Annotated in this window: 16 protein-coding genes and 2 pseudogenes; 7 read left to right on the plus strand and 11 right to left on the minus strand. The window is 65.0% G+C overall.

Annotated elements, in window-relative coordinates:
• Nucleotides 1–64: 64 nt before the first annotated feature.
• The 8 genes and pseudogenes from CIK77_RS06825 to CIK77_RS06855 all read right to left on the minus strand — a co-directional run bounded on the left by CIK77_RS06825 (nt 65) and on the right by CIK77_RS06855 (nt 6,367).
• On the minus strand, nt 65–1,378 hold the full coding sequence (locus CIK77_RS06825) for a recombinase family protein (RefSeq protein ID WP_087054459.1): 1,314 nt from the start codon (nt 1,376–1,378) through the stop codon (nt 65–67).
• Between the two features lie 54 nt (nt 1,379–1,432).
• Nucleotides 1,433–1,873, minus strand: a complete 441-nt coding sequence (locus CIK77_RS06830) for a hypothetical protein (protein WP_249268523.1) — start codon at nt 1,871–1,873, stop codon at nt 1,433–1,435.
• Nucleotides 1,874–2,060: 187 nt separating this feature from the next.
• A pseudogene (locus tag CIK77_RS18335) lies at nt 2,061–2,870 on the minus strand (recombinase family protein); the annotation flags it as partial.
• 275 nt (nt 2,871–3,145) lie between these two features.
• The gene (locus tag CIK77_RS06840) at nt 3,146–3,988 is read right to left on the minus strand and encodes a 3'-5' exonuclease (protein WP_249268521.1); all 843 of its coding nucleotides are present in this window, start codon (nt 3,986–3,988) and stop codon (nt 3,146–3,148) included.
• A gap of 87 nt (nt 3,989–4,075) precedes the next feature.
• Nucleotides 4,076–4,357: pseudogene (locus tag CIK77_RS18340) on the minus strand (UvrD-helicase domain-containing protein); the annotation flags it as partial.
• A 49-nt stretch (nt 4,358–4,406) separates the two neighbouring features.
• A complete protein-coding gene (locus tag CIK77_RS06845) occupies nt 4,407–4,811 on the minus strand; it encodes a UvrD-helicase domain-containing protein (RefSeq protein ID WP_087054455.1) in 405 nt (134 codons plus the stop codon).
• Nucleotides 4,808–5,356, minus strand: coding sequence for a hypothetical protein (locus tag CIK77_RS06850; protein WP_087054454.1), 549 nt, complete (start codon nt 5,354–5,356; stop codon nt 4,808–4,810). Before CIK77_RS06850 ends, CIK77_RS06845 begins: the two co-directional genes overlap by 4 nt.
• 18 nt (nt 5,357–5,374) lie before the next feature.
• Nucleotides 5,375–6,367: an ABC transporter substrate-binding protein gene (locus CIK77_RS06855; RefSeq protein ID WP_140403508.1), complete on the minus strand. Its 993-nt coding sequence runs from the start codon at nt 6,365–6,367 to the stop codon at nt 5,375–5,377.
• Nucleotides 6,368–6,512: 145 nt separating this feature from the next.
• On the opposite strand from CIK77_RS06855, the gene CIK77_RS06860 reads away from it, so the two are divergent.
• The 3 genes from CIK77_RS06860 to CIK77_RS06870 are packed head-to-tail and all read left to right on the plus strand — an operon-like array spanning nt 6,513 to nt 9,270.
• Nucleotides 6,513–7,466: a FecCD family ABC transporter permease gene (locus CIK77_RS06860; protein ID WP_258861458.1), complete on the plus strand. Its 954-nt coding sequence runs from the start codon at nt 6,513–6,515 to the stop codon at nt 7,464–7,466.
• A gap of 14 nt (nt 7,467–7,480) precedes the next feature.
• Nucleotides 7,481–8,494 (plus strand): FecCD family ABC transporter permease, encoded by a 1,014-nt coding sequence (locus tag CIK77_RS06865; protein ID WP_147271145.1) that lies wholly within the window; start codon nt 7,481–7,483, stop codon nt 8,492–8,494.
• Nucleotides 8,491–9,270, plus strand: a complete 780-nt coding sequence (locus CIK77_RS06870) for an ABC transporter ATP-binding protein (protein WP_087054450.1) — start codon at nt 8,491–8,493, stop codon at nt 9,268–9,270. Before CIK77_RS06865 ends, CIK77_RS06870 begins: the two co-directional genes overlap by 4 nt.
• Here the strand turns inward: CIK77_RS06870 and CIK77_RS06875 are convergent.
• Together CIK77_RS06875 and CIK77_RS06880 are read right to left on the minus strand one after the other, a co-directional pair.
• A complete protein-coding gene (locus CIK77_RS06875; RefSeq protein WP_087054449.1) occupies nt 9,254–10,990 on the minus strand; it encodes an ABC transporter ATP-binding protein in 1,737 nt (578 codons plus the stop codon). The two genes, CIK77_RS06870 and CIK77_RS06875, sit on opposite strands and share 17 nt — an antisense overlap.
• Nucleotides 10,987–12,699 carry an ABC transporter ATP-binding protein/permease gene (locus CIK77_RS06880; protein WP_170934095.1) on the minus strand — a complete coding sequence of 571 codons (1,713 nt, stop codon included), beginning with the start codon at nt 12,697–12,699 and terminating at the stop codon, nt 10,987–10,989. The genes CIK77_RS06875 and CIK77_RS06880 overlap by 4 nt, the downstream gene beginning before the upstream one ends.
• Before the next feature lie 339 nt (nt 12,700–13,038).
• Between CIK77_RS06880 and CIK77_RS06885 the strand changes: the two genes are divergently transcribed.
• The gene (locus CIK77_RS06885) at nt 13,039–13,851 is read left to right on the plus strand and encodes a hypothetical protein (protein ID WP_147271147.1); all 813 of its coding nucleotides are present in this window, start codon (nt 13,039–13,041) and stop codon (nt 13,849–13,851) included.
• Between the two features lie 145 nt (nt 13,852–13,996).
• On the opposite strand, the gene CIK77_RS06890 is transcribed toward CIK77_RS06885, so the two are convergent.
• Nucleotides 13,997–15,058 (minus strand): hypothetical protein, encoded by a 1,062-nt coding sequence (locus CIK77_RS06890; protein WP_087054446.1) that lies wholly within the window; start codon nt 15,056–15,058, stop codon nt 13,997–13,999.
• 324 nt (nt 15,059–15,382) lie between these two features.
• On the opposite strand from CIK77_RS06890, the gene CIK77_RS06895 reads away from it, so the two are divergent.
• From CIK77_RS06895 to CIK77_RS06905, 3 genes are read left to right on the plus strand one after another with little or no spacing between them, the layout of a single operon-like run.
• Nucleotides 15,383–16,084: a siderophore-interacting protein gene (locus tag CIK77_RS06895; RefSeq protein WP_249268529.1), complete on the plus strand. Its 702-nt coding sequence runs from the start codon at nt 15,383–15,385 to the stop codon at nt 16,082–16,084.
• On the plus strand, nt 16,062–16,643 hold the full coding sequence (locus tag CIK77_RS06900; RefSeq protein WP_087054444.1) for an ECF transporter S component: 582 nt from the start codon (nt 16,062–16,064) through the stop codon (nt 16,641–16,643). The genes CIK77_RS06895 and CIK77_RS06900 overlap by 23 nt, the downstream gene beginning before the upstream one ends.
• Entirely contained in the window at nt 16,640–17,155 is a 516-nt protein-coding gene (locus CIK77_RS06905) for a DUF3995 domain-containing protein (RefSeq protein WP_087054443.1), read from the plus strand. Before CIK77_RS06900 ends, CIK77_RS06905 begins: the two co-directional genes overlap by 4 nt.
• The last annotated feature ends 254 nt before the right edge of the window (nt 17,156–17,409 follow it).

A 17,409-nucleotide genomic window follows, 5' to 3' on the forward strand; every position in this document is an offset into this window, starting at 1 on the left:
TGTTTGATGTTATCGGCAGGCACAGACATCGCCGTGCGCGACCGCATGGCTGGGCTACCAGGGCTCAGCTATGCAGTCGCATCCTTACTCGGGATGCAGGGTCGCCGGTCGTCGTCGGCGGGCACACCTCGAGGCGCGCCACATGAGTGTCGATGAGGGTTCGCTGCCGCGGCGTGGACAACCGCGCAAATGGTGCCGACATGTACATGTCGCGTGCTCGAACACGAAGGTGCCGGGTAAGTTCGGCGCTGGCGGAGACGAGCACGTCGATGCACGGCTTCCTCGCTTCGAGGAGCGCGTCCCGGGAAATCTCAGCTCTTGCGTACTGGCGTGCAAGATGACGTAAGTTCTCGCGGCCATTTTGGAGCCTGTCGAGTACGTCTTCCGGTCCCAGGCGGGGCGCTGTCAGAGACACAGGCTTCCTCATCTCCACCATGACGGCGTTCCGGACATACGCGTCGAGGCTTGCCTGGCGGATACGAACCGAGCGGCACGATGTTGGGTTGGGGAGGCATCGATAGATGCGGATCCCACGGTAGGTCGTGGCGCTGACGAGTCGGTTGCCGCAGACCCCGCAGCGGGCGATCGCGCTCAGAAGGGCCGCCGAGGAGCGGGTGGCATCTCGTCGGGGTGCAATCTGGATGGCACGGATGAGCGCGGACTCTTCAGGGGTCATCACGCGCTCCCATCTGCTCTCGTGGATGTCGTTGTGGTGGTGAAGGCGGCGGCTGTGCAGGATGGAGGCGATGGTCGTGCTGTTCCATCGGGCACCGCCGGCAGGGGCTGGGGTGCCGGTGAGGTCGCGAGCGATCGCGGAGACGGAGAGTCCGGTGAGGTAGTCCTCCGCGATGCGTCGAAGAACGGGTCCCTGCTCGGAGTGGAGGCGGCCATCGTCCAGGTAGCCGTAGTGGGCGCCGCCGTGCAGCAAACCGCGCTGTGCACGTTGGTGTTGGGCGCGGGCGACACGGGCACCTTTGTGGGCGGATTCGTAGTTCGCGAACGCGACGAGCTGCCGGGCGAAGAGGCGTCCTTCGTGAGCGTTGAGGTCGAAGGAGCCGCCCCGCGCTGATTCGATCCGAACCGGACGCGTATCGAGTAGATCGAGGAGTTGTTCGAGTTCGTTGGGGCGTCGGTAGAGCCGGTCGATGTGCCAGACGATGACCGTCGCGGGTACGTGATGGAGGTGTCCGAGGAGTTCTTGGTACGCGGGTCTTCGTCGGTCCTGGTAGGCGGAGACGGCTTCGTCGACGTACTCCAGGACGCGGGTGTATCCGAGACGGTGGGCGAGGGCATGGCAGTCGGCACGTTGCTGCTGGATGGAGGCGTGCTCGCTGGTTCGGTTCACGGAGATGCGGAGGTAGATCAGCGCGGTAGACATCCACTGTGTCTGTCACACCCTCACCCTCCCGACGGGCATATGCCAGGCGGTCGACTATTTGCGGTAGGTGATCTTTACGCGGGTGGGGTCAAAGCGGCGGCCACGCTTCCCGGGAAGGATGCGGAGCCGCCGGATGAGCGCGGTGATGACGTCGCGGCGTTCCGGAACGGTCAGGTGCTCCCACCAGGTGGTGAGGGCTGACTGGTCACCGATCGGGGCGTCGTACAGCAGGGGCGCGTCCGTGAGGGCGCTGAGTTTCCGGCCGACGGTGAGGAGGAGCTGTTCGGCGGCGAGGATTCCTGCGCCGGCCTCGGAGGCGCCGACCACGCGAGTGCGGACGTCATCGCGGAGGTCAGCGATGCGCCCATTGATCGCGACGACCTGCCCCAGCAACGCCGTCACGGTCTCGTCTCCTGCACCAGCATGAGGATGTGCGAGACGGTGCAGGACGCGTTCGGTGACGAGAGCATCGAGCTTGGCGGCATCGATGCTCAACCCGCCGCGTTCTGGCCGAGAAGGGTCCTTCCGGCATGTGTATCGCAGTGTTCCCGCCGCGTCGGGTTTTCTCGTGTGTCCGGCGATAGTTAGCCCGGCATCGCAGATCCCGCACCGCGCAATACCCCCCCAGCAGCGTCGGCACCGCGGGAGTGGTTCTGCGGCGTGCGGGGTCGGCGAGGATCTCCCGGATGCGAGCCGTCTCGGACGGGGCGATGATCGCCGTCCAGTTCCCGGGACCGAGGATCTCCCTCCCGGTCGCAGGATCAGAACGGGTGTCGGGAGAGTAGGCGCGTTGCCCCGAGATGCGCGCCGAAGTGAGGATGCTGCGCACTGTGTACGGGTACCAGATACCCGCTGTGCCTTCGCCGGCGTGCTGGGGTGGAATGCGTGACGTGTTCAACCATCGGGTGATCGAGCGCAACGATTCCCCGCCGAGAAACCGGTCGGCCATCTCCCGGATCACTACAGCCTCTGCCGGGACGAGGGCACCTCCGGGGCCGTACCCGTAACGGGCGGGACCATGCCATGCCCCCTGTTCGGCGAGACGCTGGTTGGCACGTTTGACCCGGTCGGATTTGTGCCCGGACTCGTACGCGGCGATCGCGACGAGCTGGCGGGCCATGAGGCGGCCCTCGTGCGTGTTCAGATCGAACCCGCCACCTTGAACAGTCTCGATCCGCACCGGGTTCTGCTCGACCAGGTCGATCATGTTCTCCAGCTCCCGTGGCTGCCGGTACAAGCGGTCCACATGCCACACGATGACGACCGTGACCCCGGTGCGGACATGCGATACCAGGCTGTCGTATCCAGGACGGCGGCCCCCATCGAACGCGGAGATGTCGTTGTCGATGAAGACCAGTGGATCCTCATACCCGAGCTGTGTGGCAAGAGCGAGGCAGTCCTCCTGCTGGCGTTGCACGCCGGCACGCTCACCCGCACGATCCTGCGAGATCCGCAGATACACCGCCGCGCCGGCTGCCGTCGCTTCTCGCATGAAACCCGCCCGCTCTCTCTCGGTGAGATCGTGTTATCGATCACCGTCGAATGGATCCACGACTGTGTGGACACCGTGGATGGGGCAGACAAACGAGATACGGACACCGTCCTTCGCTGTCTCGAACGGGACAGGCTCGCAGTCACGGCCGCACTCGGCGCAGGTTCGGTACTCCTCTGCTGCGTCTGGAACGAACACGACTCTTCCTTTCGACGGGTGCGGTGCTTCAATTCTCCCGGGTGGCATGGCTTCCGTCGAAAGCCTCGGTCTGTGCGCTAGGTCGTGGGCCGTAGGAACCCGGAAACATGGCGGGTCAACCCTTGCGGATCCATGTTGAGCCCGGTGCGGAGGGAGTCTCCCCAAGGGCTGGGAGTTGTGTTGTAGGGCTTGCCCTTCTTGGAGATGAGTGTTTCCGCACGGCTGATCACCACGCCATGCTTCGCGCGAGAGATCATGACGAGGAGCACACGCTTCTCTTCCTCGAGAGCCGCTTTTCCTCGGGCGAGGAAGCTGGGTACATTGCCCTTCTCTACGCCGGGGATGAAGACCCAGTCGAACTGTTGGCCCTTTCCCGTGTGAGCGTTTAGAAGATGGACACCATGTGTGATCGCTTCGTTAGCGTCGTCCCGTATCCGGAACTGTGCCAACGCCGCCGAGATCGAGCCTGCCTGCTCGGCGAGCTCCTCAAGTTGGGCGAGGGCATCGCGGATGTCTGATGCCGTATCGACGTCACTGGCGCCGACGGACTCAATGAGTTCCTTCTCCAACTCTGGACGCTTCGGAGCTCCGCCAAGCCGGGAGACTCCATTGGCGATGAGGTCGATGATCTGCGGGTTATCGACGGCGAGATCCCAGCATGTGCAGGGAGTACCGGATGACGCGAACTCCTCATCAACTGGTTTGCGTCGCCAACCGCTGCGACAGATGACCCCGATGGTCGAAGTCGGGTCTCGTCCAAGGATCGCTTGAGTCGTTTCGTGGATAAAGGTAGCTTCGTCGACGCCACTGGCAAAGGTGCCGCCTGCGGCAGCGCCGCCTTCGTGCCATCGCTCTGGCTCATGGGACGTGAGAGGTTGGCCGCCAAGTTCCTGGGAGATGATCCCGAGGAGATTGAGCACCTTCGGAGACGAGCGGAAGGAGACGCCCAGACCGAGCGGCTCCCCTCCGATTCTGCGGAGGACACGTTCCACCTGGATGGGACGAGCGCCCGCCCATGAATATATGCCTTGTAGCGGGTCGCCGACAAATGTTCTACTGGCGTCGCAGCTGCGTAAGGCGATGTCGAGCTGCTGCGGTGAGAGGTCTTGGAACTCATCGACGAGGATGGCGGCGTAGTGCGCGCGGTACAGTCTCGCGACTCCTGGAACATGAAGAAGTCGTTCAGCGTGTCGGAGTAGGTCATCGTAGAAGAGAGCACCATCTCGTTGCCGCTGAGCTTCCACTTCCTTGGTACGGGGCTCGCTGCTCGTGTTGAGCCGGCGAATCACTTCCTCATCGGTGAACGGACCCTGTTTGCTTCTCGAAGCTGGTCGCCGATCAGGGCCCGCATCTCGTGCCCTTCGTTCTCACAAGAAGCCCCTCGAGGTACGGGTCGATCGTGTTGTCTTGAGTGCGCTTGTCGGGCATTTCTACGTCTGTGGGGATACCGAGGACGCGCCCGTGCGATCGGATCACCTCGGCCGCGTGACCATGGAAGTTGTGGACCGCGACGAACTTCCGTTTGCGTTCCGCGCCAAGAACACCGACCAGTCGCTCATTCAAGTTCGCTTTGGCCTTATTCGAGAACGTCAAGGCGAGGATGCGCTGGCCTGGTTGTAGCTTGCTGATGAGGAACTCCGCGCGCCGGGCCAGAAGCTCCGTCTTGCCACATCCGGGCGGCGCGATGACCAGCAGGTTGCGAGCCTCGGACTCCGGATCGGCGCTGATGCTCTCTGAACTCACGCCTGGATCCGCTTCTCTAGCTCGGTCAGGAGCGCATCAATGCTTGCGATCTTGGAAGCGTCCTCAGCGGTCATGGTCTTAGCGATTACAAGCGCTGCCGGCACTTTTCGGCTCCCTCGGCCTTTGCCCAAAGAAGCGCGGCAGAAGGCAGCCAAACGCAGCGGGTCGGCTTCAGCGAGCGAGGTCGCTTCGCACGAATCCAGGATCGCCCGCTCATCGCGGGCGTCCTTCGCTGCGATCAGACGCTGCCCGACCTCTTCCGCACCGATACCTCGGCAGTACTCGTCTTCAAGGTCGGTCACGGAAGCAAAGATGCTGCAGCCGAGAACGTCCTTCGGGCGTCCTCCGACGGCACCAAGCCACGGGTTCTTCTCCGCCTCATCGACAAGACCGAGCACCTGGATATCGAATCCCTTCGGTCCTAGCAGCTTGTACACCTCGGGGAACTTGTCGGCGCCCCCAAGCTCGAAAACGACGGCGCCGATCCGGTCCAACGAAATACCACGGGCGCGCGCCGCGGCCTCAACGATGAGCCGATCCGCCACGCCTGCAGTGGACGCGCATCAGGATCCGTAGAGCGCTTTCGCAGCCTGTTCGACGACCAGGGTGAGGCTGATCGGTCCGCGGCCGGTGGCCCAGATGGTGGTGGGGACTTCGACGATGTGATCGTTCTTCACGGCGTCCAGGCGTGCCCAGACCGGGTTGGCGGCGAGCTGTTCGGACACGGATGGCATGTCCTCGGGTCCGTAGGAGAAGGTCTGCACGAAGATCACGGTCGGGTCGTTCTGCAGGATCTTCTCCAGGGAGAAGGTGCCTGCCCCGGGCTGGTGTCCCTGGCCGCCGTCGGTGGGAGTCGGCCAGGGATAGTCACTGATCTCGTTGAGGATGGAGCCGAGGAGGGAGTCTTCGGTCTCGACGGAGAAGTTTGTGTCGGTGCCGAAGATCGCGAGGCTGGAGACCCCGTCGGTGCGGTGTTCGCGGGCGTCGTCGAGCGCAGTGTTGAATTTCGCGACAGCCGCGCCTGCTTCGTCAGCATGGTCGGTGACCTGGCCGACCCACGTGGTGAAGTCCGCCATCTCCTGGTAATTGCCGATCTGGACCAGATATGTGGGTATCTCGGTCTTGATGGACTCGGCGATACGGTCGTGCACGCCGGCGAGGCCGATGACGAGGTCCGGCTCTGCTTTGATGATGTCTTCGATGTTTTCCTCGCCGAAGGCGCCGCCGATGAGGGGGATCGTCGAGGCCTCTTCGGGGCCGAGGTAGTTCGGATCGGCGAGCAGACCGTCCTCTCCGGCAGCCGTCGACGCCGTCGGGACAAGGCCGAGCGACACGAGGACGTCATCGCAGGCGCCGGTGAGGCAGACGATGTTCTGGACGGGGTCATCGATGACGACTTCCGCGCCGGTGCCGTCCGTGACGGTGACCGGGAGGAACCCTTCGCCCGGAGCGCCCGAGGGAGAGCCTCCCTGGTCCGCGGAACCACAGCCCGTCAATGCGGCTGCGGATACCACGAGTGCACCGATCATCCCGAACCATGCTCGTCTGTTCTTCACCGTTCAACTCCCTGACTGCCGTCTGACTACAATGAGAACCAACATAGCGTAATGATAATCATTCTCGATAGGTGGATGTGTGAGCGGTGGCTGCACGAGGACGGCTCGAACACGCATCGTGGCCGTTGCAGTGCTCGTGGCGCTTATGGTCGCAGGCGTTGGTCTGGGAAGCCCGATGCTTGGCCCCGGGCAGTTGGTTGAGGCTCTCGGCGATCCTGAGTCGTTGACGCGGACGATCATTTTGGATGTGCGGTTGCCGCGAATCGTGCTCGCCGTTCTCGTGGGTGCTGGCCTCGCCGTCTCCGGGCTGTTGCTGCAGGACGGCCTGCGCAACGATCTCGCCGGTCCCGAACTGCTGGGGGCATCTTCGGGGGCTGCGTTAGCGATGGCCATCCTGACGATGTTCGCCATCCCCGTGCCGTGGGTGCTGCATCCAATGATCGCCCTCCTCGGCGCGCTCGCGGGCGGGGCACTGGTGCTGTCCCTGGTGGGGACGGTGTCCACACCGGAGAGGGTCGCGGTGCTGGGGGCTGCGGTGTCCAGCGTCCTCGGAGCGTCGGTCACCGCGGTGATCGGACTGGGAGGAGATACGGCTCGCGTCAACCTGCTCTTCAGCTATCTGCTCGGAAACCTCTCCGCACGGAACTGGTCGCACGTCGGCATGGTTGCCCCGGCGGTGCTGATCATGCTGGCAGGCGCGGTGCTTCTGGGACGAAGCGTCGCGCTCATCAAGGTGGGGGAGTCGCCTGCCCGTGCGCTGGGCGTGCGCGTCACCGCGATCAGGGTGGCCGTCCTCCTGCTCGCGGCGATCGTCTCCGCGACGGTGACCGCGGCATGCGGGCCGGTGGCTTTCATCGCGTTGCTGGCACCGCACCTGGCCCGGCGCGTCACCGGCGAGAGCCGCACCGCGCCGCTCATCGGGATCGTTGGCGTTCTCGGGGCTCTGCTGCTGCTCGTCGCCGACCAGGCGGCGCAACTGGTGGTCTATCCGGCGGAGATTCCCGTTGGGGTGATGACGACGGTGTTCGGCGTCCCCGTGATGCTGATCCTGTTACGACGACGCCACCTCGCTCGTTCCCGTCCGGCAGGCATGCAGTGATCCCGCGCTCGAACGTGGTCCGGGGAACTGCGGCGGGCAGCATCCTGCTCCTGCTGGCAGTGGTGGCGTTCCTCCTGGAGCTCGCGCTGGGAAGAGGAGGGATGCCGGTAAACCATGTGCTTCCCGCGCTCGTGGGCGACCCTGTCAGATCGTTCGAGACGTTGATTCTCGACCTGCGGCTCAGCCGCGCGGTCGGAGCCGCTTTCGCCGGCGGCGGGATGGCGATCGCCGGAGCTCTCTTGCAGTCCGCGACCCGCAACCCCTTGGCCGAGCCCGGCATTCTCGGGATATCCGGAGGGGCGGTGCTGGGGGTGGTCCTGGCGTTGTGGGCTGGAGTCCGCCTTCCCGGCGGTGCACCCACCACCGCCCTCATCGGCGCTGCTCTCGCACCGGTGCTCATCGCCGCCGTCCTCGGCCGCCGCTGGAACAGTCCCAGGGACCTCGCGTTGACGGGCGTTCTGGTCGGACTTCTCCTGTCTGCTGCGGCATCCGGCGTCCTCGTCACCAGCGGGCAGACCCTCGGAGTGGTTCTGCGGTGGACGATCGGTTCCCTCAACGCCGTGAACTGGTCTGATCTGACCCTGATGTGGCCGGCCACAGTCGTGGGTCTCGTACTGATCGCCATCATCATCAGACCGCTGGGGGCTCTGGCACTCGGGGATCATGTGGCCGTGTCGATCGGCGCCCGCCCGACAGCGGTCCGAGCCGTCGCGCTGGTCGCGGCGGTGCTGCTGACCTGCGGCGCCGTGACCGTCGGCGGTGCACTTCCGTTCCTCGGGCTCGCCGCACCGCATATCGCGCGTCGCCTGGTCGGATCGGCCCCAGCGATCCTGTTACCGGTGTCCGCGTTGATGGGCACAGCGATCCTGCTGTGCGCGGATCTGCTCGCGATCTCCATCTCGGTGGACCTCCGCGGCATCGGGACGGTGACCGGCCTGCCCGTGGGGGCAGTGATCGCACCGCTGGCAGGCCCCTACTTGCTGGTGCTGCTGCGCAACAAGACCCGCCTGAAAGGAGGCATCAGGTGAACAATATTGAATGCGTCTCACTGTCTGTCGGGTTCGACCGGACCCGGCACGTGCTGGAGGAGTTCGACCTGCGACTTCACCCGGGCGAGGTCACCGCGCTGCTCGGCCCGAACGGTTCCGGGAAGTCCACCCTGCTGTCCACGATCGCGAGAATCCACCGACCCGAGTCTGGCACCGTCAGTCTGGATGGGAAGAACATTCATCGGATGCCCACACGCGAGGTCGCACGCCGGCTCGCCCTGCTCCCGCAGGGAACCAGCACACCAGAGGACCTGCGTGTGCGCGACCTCGTCGCCTATGGGCGCTACCCCTACCTGCACCGCCTCACCGGGCTCTCGTCCGAGGATCATGCCATCATCGAGAAAGCGATTACTCGGACGGCGCTTACCTCTCTTGCGGACCGACCCGTCGATTCCCTCTCCGGTGGTGAGCGCCAACGTGCGTGGATCGCCTGTGCTCTCGCTCAGCAGACCCCGTGGCTGCTGCTGGACGAACCAACGACATTCCTGGATCTGGGCCATCAGGTCTCGCTGATGAGACTGCTCCGCACGTTGCACGACGAGGACGGGCTCTCTCTCGTGATGGTTCTGCACGATCTGGCCCAGGCAGCGACCTACGCCGACCGGGTCATCGTTCTCCAAGACGGCAGGATCGCCGCTGACGGTACCCCTGAGCAGGTCATTACCCCGAAGATTCTCCGCGAAGTCTTCGAAACAGACGCAGAAGTCATCCCGCACCCGTCGAGCGGCCGCCCCCTCGTCATCCCGGTTCCATAGCGCCTCGTTGGAGGAGCGTGCTGAGTCGGGAACGGTTGTCTGCGAGCAGTGCTCGAGGAGCACCTTCTTCCACGATGCGTCCGCCGTCGAGGACGAGGACGCGGTCGCAGGCGAGGATCGTCCGGGTGCGGTGTGCGATGACGAGTGTCGTGAGTTCGGCGTGGGTACGAAGTGCCCGGGTGAGGTCGTCTTCGCTGTGCGGGTCCAGGTGAGCGGCGGCCTCGTCGAGGACGAGGATGTCGGCGCCGGTGAGGAGTGCACGGGCGAACGATACGCGTGCGCGCTGTCCGCCGGAGAGGCCATCGCCTCTTTCGCCGACGGGGGTGTCCAGCCCTTCGGGTAGGCCAGAGCGCGGGTCCCGCAGCAGTGCGGCGTCTGCGGCTTGTTCGACCTGCGCGTCTGACGCGTCCGGGCGGGCGAGTAGCAGATTTGTTCGCACAGTGCCGCGCATCAGGTGGGCTTCCTGGGGGACGGCAGTCACGGCCCGGCGCAGCAGGGGGTCCTCAATGCGATCTGCCGGCGCGCCTCCGATGCGCACTTGCCCGGTGTCGGGGTCCCAGGTTCGCAGCGCGAGCGCGGCGATGGTGCTTTTGCCCGCGCCCGACGGTCCGGCGAGGGCGACGCTCTCCCCGGGCCGGATGCGAAAGCTGATGGAGTGCAGGACGGGGCTGTCGGGGTTGTAACCGAAGCTCACGTCGACGAACTCGAGCGACCCCGCCTGCGTTGGGTCGATGTCGTGCACGGGCGAGTCGGGAGCAGGGGCCGCGTCGGGGGCGGTGAACACGGTGTGCAGTCTGTTCGTGGAGGCGATGAGCGTTCCGAAGTTCTTCAGCAGGCCGGCGATCTGTGCTGCAGGTCCCAGCGTTCCCATCGCGAGGACCATTGCGACGGCGACCAACTCGGGTGGGGTGCGTCCGTCGCGGACCGTGGCCCCCATGAGGAGGATTGCGAGGATGCCGGCGCCGGCGACGATGGTTTCGCTCAGTGCGCCTTCCAGTGATGCGCGGGTGCCCGAGCGCAGCTGCCATCGTGCGAGCTCCTGGTCTGCTTTTTCCACTCGTCGCAGACGCTGGGGAAGCTCGCCGGCCGCGGTGAGGTCGCCGATGCCCTGGATGGTTTCGACGAACAGTGAGTGCACGTGGACGGCGGACGACCGCGTCTTGCGACCTTGGGCCAGGCCCCACCTGCTGAGTGCCCAGGGCAGGGCGAAGAGCAGCACTGCTGCTGCGGCCCACACTCCGATGAGCTGCGGCGAGATGAGTGCAGACAACGTGCCGCCGGCTCCGAGCACGACGATGGAGGTGAGCATCTGGGCGATGGTGTGAGCGAAGAGCCATTCCAGTGTCTCCACGTCCCCCATGACGGAGGCCGTGTCGTCGGACCCGGACCTTGCTCCTGTTCGCGCGGGGGAGGAGCGCGCCAACTCGGTGAAGGCAGTGGAGCGCAGCACGGCGAGCAGGGCGTAGGCGAGGTCGTGGGAGATGTAGGACTCCCACCAGGCGAGGACGGCGACCGCGAGCGCCAGGGCCGCGATCACCGTGGCGAGCATCCGCCACTCATCGGGGAAGCTCGCCGAGAACAGCGCGTGTCCGAGGAACAGAGCCGAGGTTGCGGACAGGGCCAGGATTCCCAGTTGATGGAGCAGGCTGGACGCGATCGTGCCGAAGAACGCCACCCGCCGTTGGGAGATTAGAGGCAGAACCCATCGCAGTGCGTTCATCGCGCAGCCTCCTCGAGCCGGTGATATGCATCAGATGCGCGCAAATGCTCGTACGGACCTTGCTGCGCGACCCGTCCGTGTTCGAGGAGGATGATCGCGTCCGCGTCCTGCACGCTCTCCAGGCGGTGAGTGATGATGATCGTGGTCCGGCCTTCCCGGGATGACAGTCGACGGGTGATCGCGGCCTCTGTGCGCACATCCAGATGGGCGGTCGCCTCGTCGAGCACCAGCAGTGGGCGGTCCTGCAGTACGGCCCGTGCGATGGCGAGTCGCTGTCGCTGCCCGCCCGAAAGACCCGCACCGAACTCACCCAGCACCGTGTCGTACCCGTCGGGCAGGGTGCGGATGAACTCGTCGGCCTCCGCGAATACCGCCGCCTGCTCGATCTGCGCCTTGGTGGCATCGGGGCGTCCGAGGGAGATGTTCTCTGCGATCGTGCCGGCGAACACCATGGAGTGCTGCGAGACGACGGCCATCGAATCGATAAGCGCATCCCGGGTGAACGAGGAAAGGGGGCGGCCGTCGAGCAGAATCCTTCCGTCGACGGGATCGTCCATGCGCTGCAGCAGTCTGATCGTCGTCGTCTTGCCCGAACCGGACGCGCCGACGATCGCCACCGTCGCGCCTCCGGGTATTTCCAGATCGACGTTGCGCAGGACCCACCGCTCATCGCCCGCGGTGCGGTAGCGGTAATTGATCTTCTCGAAATGCACCGCGCTGCCCTGCCGGGCGGGAGCGCCATCGTCGCCGTCGAAGACGACGGTGGACTGGGTTTGCAGGAACTCGTCGATCCCATCGGCAGCAGTCAGCCCGAGGTAACCGGCATGCCACGCCGCTCCGAGGTCGTTCACCGGGCGGAACACCTCTCGTGAGAGCAGCAGCACGACGAATGCCTCGCCCGCGGTGATCTCTCCACGCCACGCGCCCAGTCCCGCGATCACCGTTGCTGTGGCCGCACCCCCGTACACCGCGAACCCGGTAACGCCGCTCTCCACGAGCGAAACCCGCAGCTGTGCCACCGTCGCGCGGTAGAAGCCCCAGGCTCGGTCACTCAGCGCCGCGCCCACCGTGCTTGTGGCGCCGAGGATCCGGAGCGTCGGAATCGCCTGGATCCCGTCCAGGAAGTCCGCACTCAACCGCTGCTGCTGCGCCCACCGCTCGCGTCCCCGGCGCAACAGCGTCGCGTCCAGGAATCGCCCCGGCACCGTGGCGATGACCGCCGCCAGGAGAAGCACGATTCCCGAGGCCGGAGAAATGGTCCACAGGTAGGCGACCACCGTGATCGGAAGCAGAATGGTGACGATCAGGCTGGGAAGGTAGCGCGAATAATACGGGTCCAGCGACTCCACACCATCCACGATCGTCGCCGCCAACTCACCCGAACGCTTCCTCGTGAGCACCTCGGGCCCCAGCACGCCCAGATGAGCGAGCAGTACGCCCCGCAGTCGCCGACGGATCCGGATACCCACCCACACCACGACAGTGTCACGCAGCCACGCGGCCACCGCTCGGAACACCAGCACCGCCAGAGTGAACATCGCCGCTCGCGCCAGACCGGGCGCATCAGAGGCCACCGCGGCGGCCAGCAGCGATGCGATCGAGAATCCGAGCGCAATCGACAGGCCAGACGCCAAGAGCATCACGAGAACACTCACACCGATCCAGCCCAGCACAGGGCCCGCGAGAACTAACAGTCTGCGATGGAGCATCATTGGGCCCTTCGACAAGATGATTACGTTGCGTCCACGCTACCTTATTGAGGATCATTCTCAATAAGTGGCATAGGGCAGGGGCCATTGTGAGCCGGGTGCCCTGGCACATTGCTCAGCGGTGCTCATTACTGCTCAAGACGTCGAACGCCCGTGACTCAAGCGAGAGCATGACTCTCAACTAGGTTCCGGCATCGACGGTCGCCCCCGAACAGGATTCCGAGGTGATGAGTGAACCGGTCGCCGAGCGCTCTGGAGAGCGAGTGTGGGAGGACGGAAACACCAAGTCGGAGGGTCGATCTGACCGAAAAATATAGGCGGGATTGCAGCGAATACCACATGCAATCAATGACCCCAGTATCTCAACGCGCCATCGACGCGGTTGCCCGCAGCGCCACAGAGGGCTTGCGCCTGACGCTTCGCAACAGGCTCGAACGACAACGTCGGCGGCATCCTCCCAGAGTGACACCGCTTCGATGCCACTCTGGGGAGATGAGTAGACCCAACCTCGGCCCAAGTGACTCTCCACCCAACGCCGATAGCGTCGCCGGATTCGATCGCACCATACCGCTCGCCGTTGAGGCTCTAGAGCACCGGGCACGCGACGTCGAGAGCGTTGCCGGTGCGGGCGACGACACGGCCGTGCTGAAGGCATACGCGGCCGCAAGATTCTTCATCGTCCAGATCGATGTCGATATGCGAGTTCTATTGCGCGCGATGGCAGCCGATCCGACGGCGCGGGTCACGACCGAAAAGCTCCTCGCCCTCGTCCTCCGGGAGAGCATCGAGGGCGTCTACCGGGTACTGGGGGACCTGCAACGCACTGCGCGCACCCAGGCCGGACGATTTGCCGACTTCGTAGAGGTGGACCAGCTCACGGCTGCGCAGGATGCCTACAAGAGAAATATCCGAGACATCGCCGAGGACCGACCCTTCAAGGAGACGCTCGTGAAGATCCGCAACGAGGTCGCCGCCCACATGTTCAGCGACGAGGTCGGCATCGAGTCAGCGGCCGCCTGGGTCGTGTCTCGCTCCGTCATGCCGAAAACCGATGACGCAATGTTCAACAGCCTGATCTTCAGCCGCTCGATCCAGGTTCTTCGCGCGCTCCACACGCTCGATGAGGCGCTTGCCAGCATCCGTCGGATGTAATCGGCGGCGACCATCGACGCGTTTCATGACTCGGGGCGACGGGGGACCGGTCCGCTGGTAGCCGAGGCATTGAGAGACTCCGTCGCGGTGGCTGGGGATGGGTGTGCGCCGAATTTCTACTCGCGGTTGCTAGTCCGGGCGCGGGCTAGCGCGGCGGCACCTGGGCATACAGCCGGAACGCCCGGCGTTGCTCGTACGAAACGTAGTCCGGGAAGCAGCCCTGATGTTCGACAGACACGATGTGCCGCCAACTGTCTGGGTCAAAGCCCGTCATCCAGTCTGCTCCGTACCGAGCCTGGGCGAGCGGGGTGGCCCAGGTCGCCGGATCCATTGGGCTGTAGAGGACGGCACCTCCTGGGGGCATGGAAAACTTGTGGGTGACGTTCTCGACGTTGGCGGCTACGTCGCCCTGGAGGTAGGTGAACCCTGCGGCGATGTCGCGGTCGACCTGTTCGGACATTTCGACGAACGGGGAGAAGGAGAGCTGGTCGGCGAAGGTGAACCCGACAAGGTAGGGCGTTTCCTCCCTGGTGAGTTGACCGATGACGACTCGCAGGTCGCCGTTCGGGCGGCGCCTGTTGAGCCAGGCGCTCGCGGCCACGATGTCGCCGACCGGCTCCTCGGGATGCAGAGGGTCACCGACCGCCGGCTGGCTCTTGAGCGGGAAGCCGGTCCACTCACCGCGGTGATCTCGGTGCACGATCCGTGGCGCGATGTCGGCGAAGAACCGGAGCACAGCGAGCATCGTGCTTGTCAGCTCCTTGCCTTCCAGGTTCGCCTGATACGCGGGTTGTAAGCGTTGCGTCCTCTTCTCCAGCTCGGCATGTGTTGCGGCGGGGATGGGGCGCCAGCAGCCGTAAGTCCGCAAGCCGTGGGTACCGCCGATGAGGACGTCCTCGCTCGGTGAGACCTCGAACATCAGGTGTTGGTCTACGTTGCGGGCGTATTTGACTGCGTTGATGAGCTCGGCCCCGGGCGTGGGCGTCGGCGTGAACAGCGCCAGGTAGGTGGCGTTGTCGTCAATCTGTTTCGTTAGCAGGTCGTTGAGGTTCTGCACCCGGCCGAGCCAGTTGCGGGCGTGCACGCCGAGGTCACCGCCCCGGGCGGTCTCGGCGTAGTACGCGGCGACGTCGTTCTGGATGTCCTTCATGACCTGGCGCAGGCGCGGCTCTTCAGCCGGCGTGATGGTCAGGGGCGAGGTGCTCATCGTTCGTGTCCTCGGTTCTTGGGCGGGTTCGTTAATGCTCCCAGAGGTTGCCGGTCTGGCGGAGGGGGTTTCCTCGGAGCCTCCAGCCCAAGCCGGAAATGTGAACCCTGGAACTGCGAGCCGACGTGTGAGACCAACCCTCAACTGAGCCGCCGACCGATCACGCCGCGAGCCTCAATAATGGCCGGTCAACGGTCACATTTCGGAGCAAAAATGTAGGGATTGCAGCGAATACCACATGGAATCTCTGACTCTGGTACTAGAGAGCCGCCTTATCAGTGTATTGAGTCCGACAATGGTGGGATCGGCGGTGTCTTGAGCGAGGTGACCGACCCCGCCCAGTGGGCGACACCGAACACGACGGTTCGCCTGTCTGTTCCCGTCCCCGACGATGAGCCCGTGTCGCGCGTGTACACGATCCGACGCTTCGATCCCTCCTCGAATCGGGTGGACATCGATTTCGTCGTTCATCCGGAGCCGAGCCCGGTCATGCGCTGGCTCGCGGTCGTCGCACCCGGTGACAAGATCGCAGTGGCAGGGCCACGACAGCATCAACTTCCACTGTTCGCTCCCGCCAAGCGGGTGCTGCTCCTCGCGGATTCATCGGCGGTCCCCGCGCTCGCCTCGATCCTCGCGCACTGGCCACCAGGGGTACCGGCGTCCGTGCACGCCACTGTCGCGCGCGAGGACGAGCTTGCCGAACTGCCGCCAGTCGAGGGTGTCGACGTGGAGGCGATCACGGCGGCGCCTGGGGGCGCGACTCTGCTGTTGCAGGTGGCCGAGAGGACATCGGCGGTCCCCGAGTTCTCGGTATGGGCCGCCGGTGAGCGCGACGAGATGAAGGCCATACGCTCCCACTTCCGACACGCGATCGGACTCCCGAAAGAGGCCGTCCAGGTCTTCGGCTACTGGAAGCATGGCGTCTCCAACACCACCCTCGACATTCATCGCATCCTGCACCTGAAGACGCTCCTCGACCAAGGAAAGGGGATGGCCGAGTTCGATGAATTCGACATCAACGCCTGAACCCACTCCCGAGCGCGCCGTGGCCGCAACGACGGCGAGACTCTTCTCGACACGGACTCTCCTCGTGTGCGCGGCCCTCGCTGTCGTTGCCGGGGTGATCGCACAGCTCTCCCGTGTGCTCGGTGTCGCCATCCAAGCGATCGTGCCGTGGTTGAGCTTCCCCGCACCCCTGCCCTGGTTCCTCGGCATCATGGTCGCCGTCGCCCTGTTCCGCCGCCCCGGCGTCGCCCTGATTACCGGGTTCCTCGGCATGGTCGCCTCCGCAGGAGGACTGGTGCTCGTCGGCGGGGTCATCATTGAGCTTGTCTTCCTCGCCGGCCGCTACCGTCGTTGGAGTCCTGCCCGCTACTACTTGGCTGCTGGCCTCATCGCCGTCGTGAACTTCGGGTTCATGTACCTCTACGCCGAGTTCACCACGTTGCCAATACTCGTCCAGATCCTCGCCTTCCTGATCAGGCTCGGTCTCTACCTCGGCTACGCCTGGCTCGCGCTCTGGACCACCGCCCAGCTCGAAAGAGCCGGCATCCATGGTGTCAGCAAGGCCCGGAGCGCATCATGAGCGCACCAATACCGACCCAGACTGCTCGCCGAACCGCACCCGGAACACCCAGGAGAAGGATCGCGCTCCTCGTCGTCGCGGCCGCCGGTCTGATCCACACCAGCTTCAGCCTCCTGTGGGCCGCAGGCGGCACCCTCCTCCTAGACACCGTTGGCCCCTGGGCCAGCACTCTCGCCGCCGCGGACCCCACCCGTCTTCAGCTCACGTTCGCGATCCTCGCCCTGGTTAAAGCCTCAGCCGCCCTCATCCCATTGCTGCTCCTGCTCCCGCACCCGCCATTGCAGCGCACGATCACTGCCATCTCCTGGATCGGCGGCATCACGCTGTTGGCAGTCTCTGCATGGCGCATCATCGGCAACCTCGCCATCCTGGCTCAGGGGGCACCCTATCCAGCGGAGACCGATCATCTTTCACTCCTGTGGAACACCGCTCTCTGGCAACCGCTGTTCTTCATCTGGGGCGCGGCGCTGATTATCGCTCTGATCCCCCTGAAGTCGAAGCGGGAGCCTTGAGCCGACCTGGCCAGTTCGCCGCGGGTGCGGTTTACCGTGCCTCGTGCGGGCTGCGTGGCCGGGCGTCGTGGTGGAGTATCTCGCCGCGGGTGAGAGGCCCATTTCTGTGGGTACCGGTGAATCATTGGGACCAGCGGACGACGGTGGTGCCGAACGCTTGGGGGACGTGAACCGATCCGTTCCCCTTCGCGCACTCAGCCCTCAATCGGCGCTCAGCCGAATGATTGCGTAGTTGAAGCGGAGCCTGCCTGGGG

Source organism: Microbacterium sp. JB110, from assembly GCF_003335195.1.
Classification (GTDB): Bacteria; Actinomycetota; Actinomycetes; order Actinomycetales; family Microbacteriaceae; genus Microbacterium.

Bases quoted from the DNA above. Each gene is read 5' to 3' on its own strand.
- CIK77_RS06825 (WP_087054459.1), bottom strand. From the start codon at position 1,378: ATGTCTACCGCGCTGATCTACCTCCGCATCTCCGTGAACCGAACCAGC.
- CIK77_RS06860 (WP_258861458.1), top strand. From the start codon at position 6,513: ATGGTCGCAGGCGTTGGTCTGGGAAGCCCGATGCTTGGCCCCGGGCAG.
- CIK77_RS06875 (WP_087054449.1), bottom strand. From the start codon at position 10,990: ATGAACGCACTGCGATGGGTTCTGCCTCTAATCTCCCAACGGCGGGTG.
- CIK77_RS06880 (WP_170934095.1), bottom strand. From the start codon at position 12,699: ATGCTCCATCGCAGACTGTTAGTTCTCGCGGGCCCTGTGCTGGGCTGG.
- CIK77_RS06885 (WP_147271147.1), top strand. From the start codon at position 13,039: ATGCAATCAATGACCCCAGTATCTCAACGCGCCATCGACGCGGTTGCC.
- CIK77_RS06890 (WP_087054446.1), bottom strand. From the start codon at position 15,058: ATGAGCACCTCGCCCCTGACCATCACGCCGGCTGAAGAGCCGCGCCTG.
- CIK77_RS06900 (WP_087054444.1), top strand. From the start codon at position 16,062: ATGAATTCGACATCAACGCCTGAACCCACTCCCGAGCGCGCCGTGGCC.
- CIK77_RS06905 (WP_087054443.1), top strand. From the start codon at position 16,640: ATGAGCGCACCAATACCGACCCAGACTGCTCGCCGAACCGCACCCGGA.